The following is a 15,531-nucleotide window of genomic DNA, read 5'->3' as shown; positions in this document are numbered from 1 at the left end:
TATTAACTATTTGTTAATACAGGATAACTTTATTAAAGCTATGAATGGCATTCAAGAGGCCAAGAGTTCAATTCTCTTCAGCTCCACCATAGATATCAAAGGCTTAGAAGGTTTTCCTTCTAGGCCTTTTCTTGTTTCTGGCTTTTCGTCCACCACTTTTCCACCATTTTATTTTGGGTCTACACCAAATACCATGTTGGCTATAAATGCGGTAATCTGAACTATCTCGAACATTCAGACGCATATTGAGGCCTACTACAATCGTAGAAGACGCCATTCCAGTAATGGATGGCTGTCACCTGCGGAATTTGAAATCAACCGTCAGGATGATATTATTGTGGCTTAACTGACTGTCCAAAAGAGTGTGGCAGGATCATTATTGAGCTGTATAATATAGAACACAAGTTGATTATTGACATGACTTATTCTAAAGATGTTTCAAATATTTCCGATATAGTAGTTGTCTATTTATTTTTGGTATTACTTTAAACAGTCTAAGTTTCAAGGCTGATAATAACTTTAGTTAACCGTAGGGAGGGGCTTATGCCTTCATCTATCATAGGTCAATCCGGCTCTGTTGATAATCAGATTTATGTTGATGAAGAAAAAATCAAGAAAAATTTGGAAGTGCAAGCTACTGATAAAGAGCTCGACGCTAACAATGAAAAGGACACCGATTTTCCGTCAACAGGCGATGTTGTCAGTATTTCCGAGGCAGGCGCGAAGCAGGCTAGTCATGATACTAAATCTGTCGACCTGCCCGACGGAGCTTATACTACTGCTCCTGAAAAACCAGAGGGCAGCGAGACTTTAACCATTGCATCCACGACCATGTCTTCAGGGCGAACTGTTGTTGTAGATAAGATATGGAAGCCTAATAAAGAAGCTTTCAAGGTTGGTGGAGCATTCTACGGCTATCAGGCCAGTATCTTTGGTGCCGATGATGAGCTTGAAGGTTGTTTTACCTTAAAAAAAGATACGATTATCAATGAAGGTAAAGACGGAAAGCTCAATATCAATGACTACGTGAAAGGAGATGAAACCGAAGGCGACGACCTGATTATCGGGCTTAATAATAAGGATCTTTCCGGTGGAGACGGGAATGACACAATTGTAGAGTTGTCTGGAGACTACAATGAAGAAAAGGTCAAAACCGAAGGAGATGCCGAAGAACAGAAGGAGGCTGAAGAAGGCAAGTTGTCAGCCGGGGTCTCCATTGATGGTGGAAGTGGTAATGACCGGGTTTTTGTCCATGGCGGTCGGTATTCGAATGTCAGCTTCATCGATACCGGCTCTGGTGATGATTCTGTTAAGTATGACAGGGCTAAGGATGTGACAATTGATACCGGATCAGGAGACGACTCCATCACTGCGGGAGTTATATATCAATCGACTGTGAGAACAGGGTCTGGTGATGATAAGGTACAGATTGACCGAACTCTTGATAAAAAGGATTGGGAAGATGCGAAGAAGTCTCTCGCTGGAGTTTATGAGTCAGATGTAGATCTTGGAGAAGGTGATGATCAGATTGAATTTGGTGCGTTGCGGGCCAGCAATCTGGAAACTGGTACAGGAAGTGATGTCGCACAAGGTTATGCAATAGACTATTCTTCCACTGTAAAGGCGGATGGAGATTTAAGTGTTCGCGCCGAATTTATTGATGACTCTAAAATCAATGTCTCGGGCGGCTCGCTGAATATAAAGGCATCCTTTATAAGCAAGGCAACTATAACTACCGATGCTAAGGAAGCTGAGGATTCCATTAAGCAAGAAGGCAATTCAAAGGTTGCAAAAAAGACTTCAAAGGGCACTAAAATCGAGGCGCGAGACATACAAAAGTCCAAGATTTCAACAGGACGCGGGAATGATTTCGTCAGCGCCGCATATATCCGCGACAGTAATATCGAGACAGGGGATGGAGCGGATTCGATTTATGTAAAGGAAGGCGTATATAAAAGCAAAGTTTATACTGGCGCAGGAAGTGATACTGTAAAAAGTCGGGAGTATGATCGCTCTGTTCTCGATACTGGTTCTGGTAGCGATAAAGCTTCGTTTGATTATATAATGTCTGATAGTATTGCCAGTCTCGGAGATGGTGATGATACATTGAATTGTTATGTATCAAATTCATTTGTAGATTTTGGTAGTGGTAATGATGTCCTTAATGCTTATGCGATAACCAGTTCTATTATAAGTGGAGTTGGCTCTGGGTCAAAGATAAATCTTGTAAAGGGATTCAGTGAGAAAGTGGGCTCATGGAACGGAATTGTCGGTAATAATATACCTGATGAGGTAGATTCTAAAAATGAACTGCTCTGCAAGATTTTGGATAACTACAATAAGTGGAGAGAAACCGGAGAATACAATATTGATGACGGCGAGTACCGTAGCAATAAAGGTGTGCAAGGTTCCAATTTAGATAGTGATCTTTTCAAAATAAACCAAAGCAATGTTTCCAGCAGTAAAAGGTGATGCTGCATATATAATAATTCATTGTGTCGTGCGTTAGCACGCGCATTAACCTATAACTGTATGGAGAAATGGTATGTCAGGTTTTAGGCCATATGATGAATATCAAAAGTTATTAAGGGCCTCGTCAGTACATGTATACTTAACTGCGCCATTTGTTCTTTCATGGTCGATGCTTGAAGCAATGAGTAGCGGATGTTTGCTTGTTGCCTCTGACACAGCACCTGTCCGTGAAGTTATTACACATGGTGAAAATGGTTTTCTTGTGAATTTCTGGGACAGTAAACAACTGTCTAAGTCAGTAATTAAGGCTTTAAACAAGCAAGAGACATTTAAAAAAATCCGTAGAAATGCTCGTCAGACAATTTTGGATAAGTATGATTTGAGTAATTTGCTCGTTAAACATGAGCAAGTCCTTTTGGGTTGCCTTGCAAAGTAGTTCGATTGATTAGTTCACTACAGGTGTGAGATATGTTTTCCTAGCAAGCATTAATTCAGCTTCTTAATCCTCCAAAACCTTAACAGCCTTCCTAAGTCCGTCAGGGGCGAGGTGTGCATAACGTTGAGTCATTTTAAAGCTAATATGTCCCATGAGCTTCTTAACGGTGTATAAATCTGTTCCACGCTGGACATGCCATGATGCAAAAGTATGACGCAGGCTATGAAAGCAGACCTTTTGTCTGGGGTCTGCCACTTCTTCATTGAACATTTCAGCCGCAATTCTGCCGAATGTCTTCGAGACTCGAACAAGTTTGCCTCCGTCAATGGTGCTAAATATGAGTTCTGCACTTGCGTGGGGTTCAGCGGATCTACGCTGTAGCATCTCTCGTACTTGATTAATGAAAAAAGCTTTACGGTTAATTCCTGCTTTGGGATCTCGAATGTAAATATCTTCATTTTCGAAATCGATGTCCTGCCATGTAAGGGAGGCAATTTCTCCGAACCGTAATCCGCAGTATAAAGCTAGAATAGCCATGTCGTGGGTTTCGGGGGATCTTGTTTTTAACTCTTTGAAAAGTCTGGTAGCTTCATCTTTTGTCAAAAAGCGGGTGCGGTGATTATCTTTTTTGGGTAGCTTCACTTTTTTAGTGGGGGAGTCTTCTGCAACAAGTCCATCGCGTTTTGCAAGATTCCAGACTTGTGAGATCACGGCTAAAGCATAATTGACAGATGCTATACTCCTGTCTTTTGCAAACATAGCGGATGAAACTTTTTCAACATCTTTAGCTTTGAGCCTTACAAGCTGAACTTTGCCTATCTTTGGGCATATCCAGTTTCTATAAAGTGCTGATTCAGCTCCGAGAGATCCGACAGACTTATAGTTTTGCGTTGGCCAGTAGCTTTGTTCCCAGAAATCAGAGAAGGTAGTAGATTCTTTTTCTTTTGTTTTTATCTCTTCTTGCTCTTGCAGATATTTCTTCTGGTTCTTTTTCCGTTTTTCCGAAAGTGAGAAGTTTCCTTTGCCTGTTTTGTAGGCTTCCTTGAGCTTTGAAAGTTCTATAGCTGCTTTTTGCTCAGTCCATCCTTCACTGGCCCAACCAAGAGTTGGTTGAAATCTTCTACCAGCCGCCGCATAGCGCAAGCCAAAGCACTTATCAAATTTTACCCCATGTTTTCGGGTTTCATGCTGGTACCAGCGCACGCCAGAAAATTTTGCTGAAGTAATCCACTTTCTTTTATCCTTCGCCATACGTTTCTCCAGAAGTGCGGTACCACTTTGGTACCACTTTTTGTAAAAAACGATCTGAAATATGGTGATATGAAAATAAGTGTGAAGTCGTCAAGTCTCTTTTAAACAAAGGGATAATGTGATGTTTTGTGAGGTGAAATGAAGTGTTAAAAAATTGAATGTAATTCAAGAGGTCAAGAGTTCAATTCTCTTCAGCTCCACCACTTTTTTCAATAAAATTAACCGATTAGGCGAATAGCTTAATCGGTTTTTTTGCGTGGATAACCGCGTGGATAACAATTGGATAACATTTTGAAATTCTGGTCAATTGATATTGAGAGTCAGGATCTTGCATTGTTTGACGGGGGATTGCTTGCGGCGTTATGAAAAAATATATAACGTCCTGCTGGTCTACAATATTAGGAGCCGTTAATGCCTTGTTGTAAGTGTGAAGAATATGAGTGGAGTAAGCCTCAAGAAGTTGTTTATACTGATCCTGAAAGAGGGAAAAGTTATTGCTTATTTCATGCCCCAAAAGAATATAAATATGAAAATATACACGATAAGAGTCTTGTTTCTAATCAGGACTTTAATCAAAGAGTCTTTGCTTTGATTAAACCGGATGGCTATGAAACACAGGAAATGAGGGGAATAGTTTTTCCTGGAGATATTAATTTTACAGATAAAGAAATGCGTTTTAATAGAGTAACCTCCGCTGCAAAGAGAAGGTTTTCATTTGAAGAATCCCATTTTCATGGAAAGGCCATATTTAAGGGGTTCCATTTTGGAAATGTTAATTTCACCGGTTGCATTTTTGAAAGTGAAGCTCTTTTTGCAGAAAGCCACTTTATGAAAGATTCTGAAACAAAAGTTTCTTTTAAAAGGTCTATCTTTAAAACTAAGTGTGATTTTATGTCGGCAAAATTTGAAGTCAGTGTTTCTTTTAAGTTTGCTGAATTTCATGGACGTACTGATTTCGTTAATTGTGTTTTTGAAAATTTAGCTGAATTTAAATCAGTCAAATTTATTGGGGATGTTAATTTTTTTTCTTGCTATGCAGACTATAGGAAAATTCATATTAGGTCGGCAGTGTTAGATAATGTTGTGTTTTCTGATCGTGAAGTTCCATTCTTTATTTTCCAAGGATGTAAGTGGCCTGTTAGAATGTCTTTAGAAAGAGAAAGATTTAGCGCTGCACAAGATAACGATATTTTGCCGAGTCATTTCTTTACGGCATTAGAGGACTTATATAGGAGTCTTAAGCAAATGGCTGCTGATAAACATGATATGTTGAAATTATCTGATTGGCACTATCGTGAAAAGCTTTTTAAGCTTATTAGTGAATTTTCAGATGATCCATTAGCTATTCATTTGCAGTTATTTGAAAATGAAAAAAGTTCTATAAAAGAGCGTTCGCTTCATTTTGTCAAAATTTTATTTTGTAGACCAGTTCGTAAAGTTTTATCAGCTACATTTTGGTATTGGTTAATTAGTGGATTTGGTGAAAAACCATTTAGGGCTGGTGGAGTTCTTCTTAGTTTGATTCTTGGAATTTGGTTCCTTTTAGGATTTGTGGGGATAGTCTCTTCTAAGTCGAGCCTTCTTATTCAAGGTTTGGCTGCACCCACTTGGGAAAATATAGAAAATTTTGGAACAGTTTTCATGACGTTGTTTAAAAACATAATGCTGTTCAAAACGACTGCAATAGAGTTTCATGCTCAGTATGGGTGGGCAAATGGGGTGGTTCTGGTTTTTACGCGGCTAATTATTCCTCTACAGGTCGCTCTTTTTGCCTTCGCGCTTCGTAATCGATTTAGAAGGTAATCACGATTTATGTTTTTCAACTCCGAAAAGGCCAGCCCCATAACAGGACTGGCCTTCATAATTTAAAGCTAATCGATCAAACAGAATACGTTACAATTCCGGCAATAAACTCACTGCACGTTTCTTCTCACTCTTCTGGGAATGGCAGTATACGTCTGCTGTCATCTTCGTTGAAGAATGCCCTAATAGCGCACTTATACTATACCCCATGCCTTTTTATTTTTCAGAATCGTTTCAGATATTGGCAATTTGTATTTCGTACATGGATTCAAAGTCGCGCGCAATGACTCGATGAGAAAGGGTTTAGCTAAGCCTTCAGGAATGTTTTCGCAAAGACTTCCACAAAGGGTTCGCACCATAGGCGGGTATGCTTTCGCAAACTGAACAAGTCTTTTCAATTCGTCTTTTGTAAGGTCTTCCATCCTTTTACCGACAGCAGCAATAATTTCGTCCGGTGTACAATCCTGAGCTTTCTTTATGAACCTTAGAGCTTCGAGAAGCTCTATCAGTGGGATGTCTTCTTTTTCTATCGATGAAACATAGCTGCGCACGAATTGGACTTGCTGTTTCCCCACAGTTTACTTTTTTCTGGGAGTGATACTCGCAATGGTCAGGGTACTAGGAACCTGCGTGGCTATCTGGAGTTTGAGGTATACGGACTGCCCGGTGAGGATTCCGGTGATTTTGTCGCCTTTGCGTGTCAGGAAAGAAATCAGTTCCTCATCAGAAGGGCTGACCTCCCCAAAAATGGTTTCCTTGGGGCGGTAGAAAGTCCCTTTAGCTTGCCGGATAAGAACTTGCTTTTTGACCAGGCGTTCCTAAGCCTTCGCTAGAGCTTGCGGCTTACTTTTCTGCAAGTCTCTAAAGTCCTGATAAGTGATGATTTTTCCCGGTGGTAGCGATTCTATGTAATTATTTAATTATTATCTGTGTTTCCATCTTTTTTTTCGTTAGTTTTAGTTGAGTTATGCTAAATGGTGTTGAGTTTCTTTGGTTCCTGTTAAGTCTTGAACAGTTAGGTTAATTTATGTGATAATGAATTTCACAATCGATTAAAAATAGTCCCTACTGGGATAGCGAGCTTGCAAAACTACTTCTATTATTCACAACTGTTTTAGAATTATCGCACCGATTCTATAGTTTTTTGTAAGGAGTTTATATGCTTAAAATAATCCCTACTCACGTAGTGATATTGTTACTGATAGCGCTTCCTGTAGCCGCAACCCCCTCTGCCAAAGAAGTCCATGCAATTGCAACTAAAGCCGTACAGGTGGAAGCTGAATCTCAAAAAAAATATCAGCAATGGGCTGAGCGTAAAGAAGAGATTGCTTCAGAAATACGGGATATGAAGGCGATGGATTCTTGGCTCGAATATCAAAATAAAAAACACACCAAGTACATAAAAAAACAGGAAGAAGTCATTGCGGAATTAAAACGACGTAAGGAAGAGGCAAAACGCATCAAAATAGAGCTTGAGCCATTCTTGGAAACCGTAGTGAATAGTTTGGGTAATTTTACTAAAAACGATCTCCCTTTCCTGACTGAAGAACGGAATAATCGTATTCAATTTTTACATGACTCCTTAGACGATTATAACCTTGAACTTAGTGAAAAACTACGCCGGGTGCTCGAAGCCTTACAGGTGGAGACTGAGTACGGGCGAAACATATCAACAACCAAACAGCAATTAGAGATTAATGGTGAGCCAACCCAAGTATCTATTTTCCGATTAGGCCGTGTAGCCATGTTTTATCAGACAATGGACGGATCTGAGACCGGAGTATGGGATAATAATACTAACTCATGGAAACCGTTAAACAATTCCTACTCTCTAACTCTGCATCATGCTGAAGAAATGGCAGATAAAAAACGTGCGGTCGAGTTACTCGACCTTCCTATTGGAGTTGCTCAATGAAATATCTCACACTAACCATTTTAGTATTGTTACTTTTCTCTGTTGGTGCTCAGGCCCAAGAGTGGTCACAGACTCGGCAGGCTGTAAATACCGTGGCAAGTGCAGCAAAATATAATGCTGCCAAAACTCAAGCATTAATTGCAAATGAACAAAAAGAACTCGGAGTAGAAAAAGCAACACTAAAAAAAGCAATTAGCCTTAAGCAGCAACAGTTTGCTACTTTTAAAAAACACTACAATCTATTGCTTAAACAAGAAAAAACTCTCAATGAAGAATTAGCTGCACAAGCACAAGAACTCAAGACTATTGACGGGACCATACGCACCTCAGCAAAACAGGCTAGGGAATATTTCCATGAAAGCCTGACGACTCCAGAGTATCCTGAGCGAACTATGGTGCTAAGCGAAATGCTTCAATCCAAGAACTTTCCTGGGTTGGAGGGTATTCAAAAACTACTTACTTTATATATGGAAGAAATGACTTCCTCTGGGAAAGTCATTCATCGCACCGGATCATTTATAGGAACGGATGGCACAAACAAAACAGGCGAACTGGTCAGAATAGGTACATTTACAGCAGCCTACCGCCTTGATGAGGGAACATTGGGCTTTCTACGCCCTACCAGCAAAGGCAACAAGCTCGCGGCTGTTAAAGGTGAACCTGGGTGGTCTTTGTCTACAACCATGAATGACTTCTTTGAAGGTAAAGGCAAAAACTTTCCGGTTGATATTTCGAACGGCGCAGCCCTAGCCAGACTTGCCCAAAACCAAAAAAGTTTATTGGAGTGGCTGAATGCAGGAGGATTACTGGTCTGGCCTATCATTTTAGTCGGGGTTCTAGCCATAATCTTATGCGTAGAACGGTTCTATACACTGTGCAAAATACGTAGCAACTCAGACCGCAACATGGAAAAAATAATAAAGATGGTTTCTCAGGGAAAGTGGAAACAATGCCGTGACTTTTGCAGTACACAATCCCGATTCCCGACATGCCGAATTATTGCTCATACTCTAAAATATGTGGGAAACACACGAGAAATTATCGAAAATGCTTTTCAAGAAGGATTACTTAAAGAACTCCCTTTGCTGGAACGTTTTTTACCCACTTTAAGCGTACTGGCCGCAGTTGCACCTCTGCTGGGATTATTAGGCACTGTTACAGGAATGATTAACACCTTCCAAATTATTACTCTTTACGGCACGGGCGACCCGCGCATGATGTCCGGAGGGATATCAGAAGCTTTAGTCACCACACAGTTAGGGTTGGCCGTGGCTGTTCCAATAATGATCTTGCATCATATACTTGAACGAAGAGTTGATAAGATAATTGGTGACATGGAAGAAAAGGGTACCGGCTTTGCCGTGGCCCTCATGAAAAAAGGACAAATCAAACAACGGGAGGAGTTCGATGCAGTGGCGTGATCTCATTGAGCGCATTGCTGATCTTTTTCAAGCTGGTGGAGAAATCATGATTCCGTTGTTAATGCTCTCTCTGGCAATATGGACCCTAGCTATTGTTAAAGGGATACGCCTTATGCGAGAGCGGCGAAAAGAATGTAGTCCTGAGCAATGCTTAAGAACTTTTAAGAAAAAATCAAACATGTGCGAAACAGGGCTGGCTAAATGGCAATGGGACATTCTTTCCAGATACATGGCCGAACGCTGTGAAGATTCAGAATTAAACAGGGAAATATTGGAGTCAATTCGCATGCGGCAAGAGTCGCAGACTGTACGCTACATCGGCACAATTCTAATATTGGCGGCTATAGCACCACTACTAGGCTTGTTGGGTACGGTAACAGGCATGATTGCAACATTTGACGTCATTTCTCAGTTTGGCACAGGCAATGCTCGTGCACTCGCATCAGGTATAGCTGAAGCATTACTAACAACGCAAAGCGGGTTAATCGTAGCAGTACCAGGATTGATCATGGGTACTATTCTTTTTCATAGATCAGAAAAGCTTAAATCCCGCATGAAATTGTTCTGCATCGGCCTACAGGAACAAACCGACGACACTCGGTCTTACGGAGAGTAGCTAATGAAAAGTATTCGTTACATGCGTGGAAGTCGAACCCGCAAGAGTGAAATCAACATGACTCCGCTCATCGACATAGTATTCATCCTGCTCATCTTCTTTATTGTAACCACCAGTTTTGTCCGTGAAGCCGGTGTTGACGTTCAGAGGCCTTCGGCTCAGACGGCTGAAACCAAAGAAAAAGCAAACGTAATATTAGGACTCACAGCTCAAGGGCAAATATTCGTAGAAGGTAGGCCTTTAGATATTCGATCGGTGCGGGCTTACATGGAACGTTTTCTGGCAGAAACGCCTGAAGGGGCTGTGGTCATTGTAGCCGACAAACAGAGCATGACCGGAGCGACCGTCCAGGTACTAGACCAGTGCCGTTTAGCAGGTGTAAAAAACATTAGTATCGCGGCCAAAAAACAATGATATTTTTTAGACACAAGAATTCAAGTGATTTTGTCGCTGCCAGCATGGCATCGATCATGATTGTCGGGCTTATTTACATCGGAGTATTATTGCTAAATGATGCAGAGCAGCCAAGTGAATTCTCAATAATAGAAGGAGCTATCCGCATTGCCCTGCCTCAAGAAATTATCCCTAAAAAAGAGTTACAGCGTAAGAAGCTTAAGGAAGTAAAGCCTCCTGAACGGCTACCGAAAACATTCTCAGCTAAGTCAAAACCTAAACACGTGAAGCCCATAGTAAATCTCAGCCTTCCGACCTTCAGCGCAGACGTAAACCCCGCTTTTAAAGGTGGAATATCTATGCCTGTAAGTAAAATCGAAGGGATAGGCTTCAACATGGATGAGGTTGATGATCTTCCCCAACCACTACGCAGTTATCCTCCTAAATACCCATACAATGCAAAACGCAACAGCATAGAAGGAAAAGTGGTGGTGCGCATGCTGGTTACTAAAGACGGAATTCCTTCCGAAGTTTCTATTCATTCCGCCACTCCATCAGGAATATTTGAAAAAACGGCAATCAGCGCCGCTAAACGTTGGAGATTTCGGCCCGGGCAATACAAGGGCCGTGCGGTAGACACATGGGTACTGCTACCTTTCAACTTCGAGATGACACAATGAAACGAATATTTATTTTTGTGGGGACACTGGCATTTTACCTGATGTTGACGGGGTTATGCTTAGCAAAATTATCTCCAGAAGAACGCCAGACTTTATACAAAGCACAACTTCTTATGCACGAAAAAAAGTTCACTGAAGCAGAAACAGTAATTAAGAACTTTATGAACTCCACTCAGGAAGTGGTTAATGCAAAAACATATTTAATGTTGGGAGATACGTTATATCAATCAGGAAAAAAGAAGCAGGCTCTACAGGTTTTTAGCATAGGTCATGCAACCTTTTCCAATAATGAATTTCTGTGTTTGAACACCGGAGTAGCCCTTTACGAGCTTGGACATTATGCCGCAGCTGCAAATCACTTTGAAAAAGCATACTCTCTACAAAATCCAGCTAAACCGGAATTACTTTTTCAGGCGGGTTCTGCTTATTACCAAGGAGAAAAATTCCATGAATCAGCTCGAGTTTTAAAATATTTATTGGCAAAAAATCAAAATCCCCGAAGGGAATGGATCAGATTGACGATTCATGCTCTCATTGACTCCAAGCAACCTAAGCAGGCAAAGTCAATATTGCTACGCTATTTGAACCAGAATCCACAAGAAGCAGACTACTGGAAACTGCTTGCCAAGCTCAACATGGATCGCGAAAAATTCTTCGAAGCAGGAGCGGCCCTGGAAATATGCTATAGTTTAACAACTCCATCCAAATATGAACTTGAAAGTTTGGCTTCCTTATATAGTTATCAGGAAGCTCCGTTATTAGCAGCAACTACGCTGCAAAGAGCCTACGGAAATTTTCCTAAGCCAGCTCAATCTATTAAGGTTGCCGCTCTTTTGGCTTCAGCAGGACGAGTTAAACAAGCTATAGACTATCTAAATAAACATGCAGGAACTAGTTCAGTTGCGATGGAAAAAGGAAAGCTTCTCTTCCGAGCCAGACAATTCACTGAAGCCGGAACCGTTTTTAAGCAGATACTAAAAACTAAAGACGAGCCTGAGGCTCGCTTTTTCTTAGCTTTATGCGCTTGGGAACAAAAAGATTGGAAACAAGCTAAGGAGGAGCTTAATAGTATTGCCGCATTAAAAGATTTTAGAATCAAAGCCAGCAGGTATCTTGTTGTCCTTAATGACCTTGAGGCTGCCCGAAGTGAAATTAACAAATAACACTTCTAATTCAGCACTTCCAAATAAAGAGATCTCAAAATTACAGATTGGGATTTCTTTAGCCGCATAATCTCAGCTTATACAATTTTAATATAAATTAATGGCTCCATTATTATATTGAGATTGACAATCATTCTCTATTTAATTATATGCTGAACCATATTAACATTATAATCTTTGGATATTTTAAGTGAAATCAGCTATTCCTCCGACCAAAACAGCTCAACAATGCACCACACTTCAATTTTCGGCAGAAAGTGGAATTTTGGGGTCTAAATATTTCAAGAATATTTCACTCCGGCCAGGCCTTACGCTGACCATCTCAAGAACAACAACTCAATGCCTTCTTAAAGTTCCCTTTGACAGAGATGATGCACCTATACAGTTCGGGTTTACCTATTCCGGTAAAAATAGATGTACCTTCTCCGGTGGAACACTGCGCAATCAAAAAGACGAGATGCAAACTGGATCTAACGGTATATTCTATCTTCCAAAAACTTGTGGAATTATCGAACGTTCTAAAGAGGAATCGTCTTGCGTCTTAGGCATAATTGTTTCACCGAAATTTCTTCGTGATTATTTTATGGACAGCATGGATATATTACCTCGATCTTTTCAAAGGACTCTTGAAGGTTGTAGAAATAATCCTATGCACTGGTTTGGAGATTGTAATCCAACCAAGCAACATCTGCTGACTCAAATTTTGGAATGCCCACATACGGGCGGAGTTCGCAAATTGTTTATAGAAGGAAGAGTTATGGATCTTCTAGCTATACAACTTCAGGATTATATAAGGTCCGAAACCAGCATATGCCCAAGAGTGCAGCCTTTAAGCCCAGAAGACGTTGAACGCATCCGCAGTGCCAGCAAAATTTTAGTTAGGGATTTGGAAAATCCGCCAAGCTTACACGAACTTGCAAATCATATAGGTATTAATGAAAAAAAATTAAAGATCGGCTTTCGTCAAGTCTACGACACATCTGTTTTCGGTTACTTCAGAGAATACAGAATGCAAAAAGCGCATGACCTTTTACAGCAGGGGAATCATAACGTAACTGAAGTTGCTTACACAGTGGGCTACTTGAGCTTAAGTCATTTCAGCCAAGCTTTTAAAAAACGTTTTGGTATTTTACCCAAAGATTTCCTAACCAGCCAGCGTCTTTTGCTAACTCCATAAGCAAAAAGTCCTAACATCGGCAATTTTCGCCCTGACAAGATTAGCCGCTTCCACTCTACAAATGTATTGACCATGATTATCAATTTCAAACAAATAACTGATATTCAAAGGGTCGAACACAATGAAACAAAGCAAAATTTTTATTCTTGCATTCACATTAAGTCTCCTTTTTTCGCATCCTGTTTTAGCGGCTGACGAACCTTCTTCTGATGACAAGCAAAAAACTGTAACAATGGAAGCCGTTACTGTTTCCGCTTCCAAGCGTGAGGGTACAACAAAAGATTTTCCGGGTAATATTTCGGTAATGGACAATATGTTCATAGAAACACGGGGAATAGATACACTTGATGACCTAACACGCTTTGCACCAAACGTTTATATAAAGAACACCAGTTCTGGGGGGTCAATTGTCTGCCGAGGAATCTCCACTATTGATACGTCTCTATTCAGTCCTATGGGGCTTTATGTAGATGATGTGCCCTATCCGATAGGCTATATGACCAATCAAGACCTATTTGACGTTGATCGAGTAGAAATTCTGCGCGGACCGCAAGCCACACTATATGGAAGAAACAGTGAATCAGGTGTTATCAATATAGTTCTTAAGCAACCTGATAATGAAAAACGAAAGAAGGTGTTACTAGAATTAGGCAACTTTTATACAGCCCGCTTAGGACTCAGTGCCAGCGGACCTGTTACTGAAGATAAGCTCTACTACGGTATATCTCTACAGGGTTTAACGACCAGAGGATACAACACAAATATTCTAACAAATGACGACGACGTTAATGGAAGAAAAACCTTCAACGGGCGCGGTACCATGCGTTGGACCCCGACTGAGGACTGGGACATTTCATTTAATCTGGATGGGGCAAGGCGTGATCTTGGAATCAGTGCTCTGCGATACATGGAAGGACCGAGTGCGACTGATCGTTTCAAGGTAACCAGTAACGAAAGTGATAGAGCAACGGAAGACGAAATCGGCCAATCTGCAAAAATCAAACGCTCATGGTCAAACATGGAATTAACCTCCATCACCAGTCATCGCACGTTTGCCCGGGAACACCATTTAGACAGTGATAGAACCGCAAAAGCTCTGTCATATTCGGACCTGAATATGGACATGGATAGTTGGAATCAAGAAATACGTCTTGCTTCCAAGGGTAAAAGCGACCTGAGCTGGCTGGTGGGTTTTGACGGAAGTTACGAAAATATTGATGCCGGAATCGACTTTACCAACGTAAAGCCCGCTCTAAGTTCCATGCGGATAGGTAACAGTGAAGGTACAGAATACGCACTTTTTGGTCAGGCCACTTACGAAATAATAAACGGCCTACGCCTCACAGGTGGTACACGGTTGGATATGTCTTATAACACAGGTAAACAGACCTACACCCCAAATACAGGCCCTACCTCTTATAAAGAACCCGTTGATGACACAGAGTTTCTACCCATGGGGTCTATAGCCTATGATTTTAACTCCCATGTCACAGCATATACCACAGTCTCTACAGGATTTTTAGCTGGAGGATTTAACTTCTATTCAGCCACAGACGCTGACAGCTTTGCTTATGATGCAGAGCATACGCTTAATTACGAAGCCGGCATCAAAACGAACTGGTTTGAAAATAAGTTAACCTTTAATCTTACTGGTTTCTATACAGATATTACCGACAAGCAGGTTCGAGAATCTGTAGCCGGCGGAGGAGTTGGAGCATGGAAATTCAGCAATGCTGCCGAAGCTCATACTCAAGGAATTGAACTGGAGGGAAGATATAAACCAATCCCTGAATTACAGTTTATTGCCGGTTTTGGATATGCCGACTCTGAAATTGATAACTGGGAAACCACAGTAGGCAAAAAAAACGTAGACTACAGTGGCAAAAAATTGCCTTGGGCTCCGGAATATACATATAACCTTGACGTTCAATACAATCACTCAAGCGGCTTCTTTGCTGTTGCCGACCTCTTAGGTACAGGCGAGCAGTATTTTGACGCAGCCAATGACCTTAAAGGAGATGCTTACCAAACTGTAAACCTGCGCTTAGGCTATAAGACAGGTGACTTAGAGGTTTCCATATGGTCCGAAAATATTTTTGACACTCCCTATGCTGTTAAAAAGGTAGCCAGCGGAACAGGGCAGGCCATGGTCGAAGACGGCGCTCCCACAACATACGGTGTAACCCTCAACTGGAGTTTTTAAG

General features: G+C 41.1%; 14 protein-coding genes. 11 read left to right on the top strand and 3 right to left on the bottom strand.

The features are described from left to right. Nucleotides 1-543 precede the first annotated feature (543 nt). Together H589_RS0106050 and H589_RS19280 are read left to right on the top strand one after the other, a co-directional pair. Nucleotides 544-2,472 carry a calcium-binding protein gene (locus H589_RS0106050; RefSeq protein ID WP_027721197.1) on the top strand — a complete coding sequence of 643 codons (1,929 nt, stop codon included), beginning with the start codon at nucleotides 544-546 and terminating at the stop codon, nucleotides 2,470-2,472. Nucleotides 2,473-2,545: 73 nt separating this feature from the next. Beyond that, complete coding sequence (locus H589_RS19280; protein WP_051249653.1) at nucleotides 2,546-2,908, top strand: glycosyltransferase; 363 nt, start codon at nucleotides 2,546-2,548, stop codon at nucleotides 2,906-2,908. 63 nt (nucleotides 2,909-2,971) lie between these two features. Here the strand turns inward: H589_RS19280 and H589_RS19275 are convergent, their stop codons facing one another. After that, complete coding sequence (locus H589_RS19275; RefSeq protein WP_084146889.1) at nucleotides 2,972-4,159, bottom strand: tyrosine-type recombinase/integrase; 1,188 nt, start codon at nucleotides 4,157-4,159, stop codon at nucleotides 2,972-2,974. Nucleotides 4,160-4,570: 411 nt separating this feature from the next. On the opposite strand from H589_RS19275, the gene H589_RS0106030 reads away from it, so the two are divergent. Beyond that, nucleotides 4,571-5,962: a pentapeptide repeat-containing protein gene (locus tag H589_RS0106030; protein ID WP_027721196.1), complete on the top strand. Its 1,392-nt coding sequence runs from the start codon at nucleotides 4,571-4,573 to the stop codon at nucleotides 5,960-5,962. 194 nt (nucleotides 5,963-6,156) lie between these two features. On the opposite strand, the gene H589_RS0106025 is transcribed toward H589_RS0106030, so the two are convergent. Both H589_RS0106025 and H589_RS21220 read right to left on the bottom strand, forming a co-directional pair. After that, nucleotides 6,157-6,537: a hypothetical protein gene (locus H589_RS0106025; RefSeq protein ID WP_156891662.1), complete on the bottom strand. Its 381-nt coding sequence runs from the start codon at nucleotides 6,535-6,537 to the stop codon at nucleotides 6,157-6,159. A gap of 3 nt (nucleotides 6,538-6,540) precedes the next feature. Beyond that, nucleotides 6,541-6,774 (bottom strand): DUF6088 family protein, encoded by a 234-nt coding sequence (locus H589_RS21220; RefSeq protein ID WP_220096094.1) that lies wholly within the window; start codon nucleotides 6,772-6,774, stop codon nucleotides 6,541-6,543. A gap of 347 nt (nucleotides 6,775-7,121) precedes the next feature. On the opposite strand from H589_RS21220, the gene H589_RS0106015 reads away from it, so the two are divergent. The 8 genes from H589_RS0106015 (at nucleotide 7,122) to H589_RS0105980 (ending at nucleotide 15,530) form a co-directional block, all read left to right on the top strand. Next, a complete protein-coding gene (locus H589_RS0106015) occupies nucleotides 7,122-7,877 on the top strand; it encodes a DUF3450 domain-containing protein (protein ID WP_027721193.1) in 756 nt (251 codons plus the stop codon). Further along, complete coding sequence (locus H589_RS0106010; RefSeq protein ID WP_027721192.1) at nucleotides 7,874-9,298, top strand: MotA/TolQ/ExbB proton channel family protein; 1,425 nt, start codon at nucleotides 7,874-7,876, stop codon at nucleotides 9,296-9,298. The genes H589_RS0106015 and H589_RS0106010 overlap by 4 nt, the downstream gene beginning before the upstream one ends. Then, nucleotides 9,285-9,914, top strand: a complete 630-nt coding sequence (locus H589_RS0106005; RefSeq protein ID WP_027721191.1) for a MotA/TolQ/ExbB proton channel family protein — start codon at nucleotides 9,285-9,287, stop codon at nucleotides 9,912-9,914. Before H589_RS0106010 ends, H589_RS0106005 begins: the two co-directional genes overlap by 14 nt. Before the next feature lie 3 nt (nucleotides 9,915-9,917). Then, the gene (locus H589_RS0106000) at nucleotides 9,918-10,328 is read left to right on the top strand and encodes an ExbD/TolR family protein (RefSeq protein ID WP_027721190.1); all 411 of its coding nucleotides are present in this window, start codon (nucleotides 9,918-9,920) and stop codon (nucleotides 10,326-10,328) included. Next, a complete protein-coding gene (locus tag H589_RS0105995; RefSeq protein WP_027721189.1) occupies nucleotides 10,325-10,987 on the top strand; it encodes an energy transducer TonB in 663 nt (220 codons plus the stop codon). The genes H589_RS0106000 and H589_RS0105995 overlap by 4 nt, the downstream gene beginning before the upstream one ends. Continuing rightward, entirely contained in the window at nucleotides 10,984-12,150 is a 1,167-nt protein-coding gene (locus H589_RS0105990; protein ID WP_027721188.1) for a tetratricopeptide repeat protein, read from the top strand. Before H589_RS0105995 ends, H589_RS0105990 begins: the two co-directional genes overlap by 4 nt. A 190-nt stretch (nucleotides 12,151-12,340) precedes the next feature. Next, nucleotides 12,341-13,327, top strand: coding sequence for a helix-turn-helix transcriptional regulator (locus H589_RS0105985; RefSeq protein ID WP_027721187.1), 987 nt, complete (start codon nucleotides 12,341-12,343; stop codon nucleotides 13,325-13,327). Between the two features lie 121 nt (nucleotides 13,328-13,448). Beyond that, nucleotides 13,449-15,530 carry a TonB-dependent receptor gene (locus H589_RS0105980; protein ID WP_027721186.1) on the top strand — a complete coding sequence of 694 codons (2,082 nt, stop codon included), beginning with the start codon at nucleotides 13,449-13,451 and terminating at the stop codon, nucleotides 15,528-15,530. Nucleotide 15,531 lies beyond the last annotated feature (1 nt).

This window comes from Maridesulfovibrio zosterae DSM 11974, from assembly GCF_000425265.1.
GTDB classification, from domain to species: Bacteria; Desulfobacterota; Desulfovibrionia; order Desulfovibrionales; family Desulfovibrionaceae; genus Maridesulfovibrio; species Maridesulfovibrio zosterae.
Note: the sequence above shows the minus strand (reverse complement) of the source record. Positions and strands in the feature narration are given on the sequence as shown.

Coding starts and splice junctions, on each gene's coding strand:
- H589_RS0106050 (WP_027721197.1), top strand. CDS start 544: ATGCCTTCATCTATCATAGGTCAATCCGGCTCTGTTGATAATCAGATT.
- H589_RS19280 (WP_051249653.1), top strand. CDS start 2,546: ATGTCAGGTTTTAGGCCATATGATGAATATCAAAAGTTATTAAGGGCC.
- H589_RS19275 (WP_084146889.1), bottom strand. CDS start 4,159: ATGGCGAAGGATAAAAGAAAGTGGATTACTTCAGCAAAATTTTCTGGC.
- H589_RS0106030 (WP_027721196.1), top strand. CDS start 4,571: ATGCCTTGTTGTAAGTGTGAAGAATATGAGTGGAGTAAGCCTCAAGAA.
- H589_RS0106015 (WP_027721193.1), top strand. CDS start 7,122: ATGCTTAAAATAATCCCTACTCACGTAGTGATATTGTTACTGATAGCG.
- H589_RS0106010 (WP_027721192.1), top strand. CDS start 7,874: ATGAAATATCTCACACTAACCATTTTAGTATTGTTACTTTTCTCTGTT.
- H589_RS0106005 (WP_027721191.1), top strand. CDS start 9,285: ATGCAGTGGCGTGATCTCATTGAGCGCATTGCTGATCTTTTTCAAGCT.
- H589_RS0106000 (WP_027721190.1), top strand. CDS start 9,918: ATGAAAAGTATTCGTTACATGCGTGGAAGTCGAACCCGCAAGAGTGAA.
- H589_RS0105995 (WP_027721189.1), top strand. CDS start 10,325: ATGATATTTTTTAGACACAAGAATTCAAGTGATTTTGTCGCTGCCAGC.
- H589_RS0105990 (WP_027721188.1), top strand. CDS start 10,984: ATGAAACGAATATTTATTTTTGTGGGGACACTGGCATTTTACCTGATG.
- H589_RS0105980 (WP_027721186.1), top strand. CDS start 13,449: ATGAAACAAAGCAAAATTTTTATTCTTGCATTCACATTAAGTCTCCTT.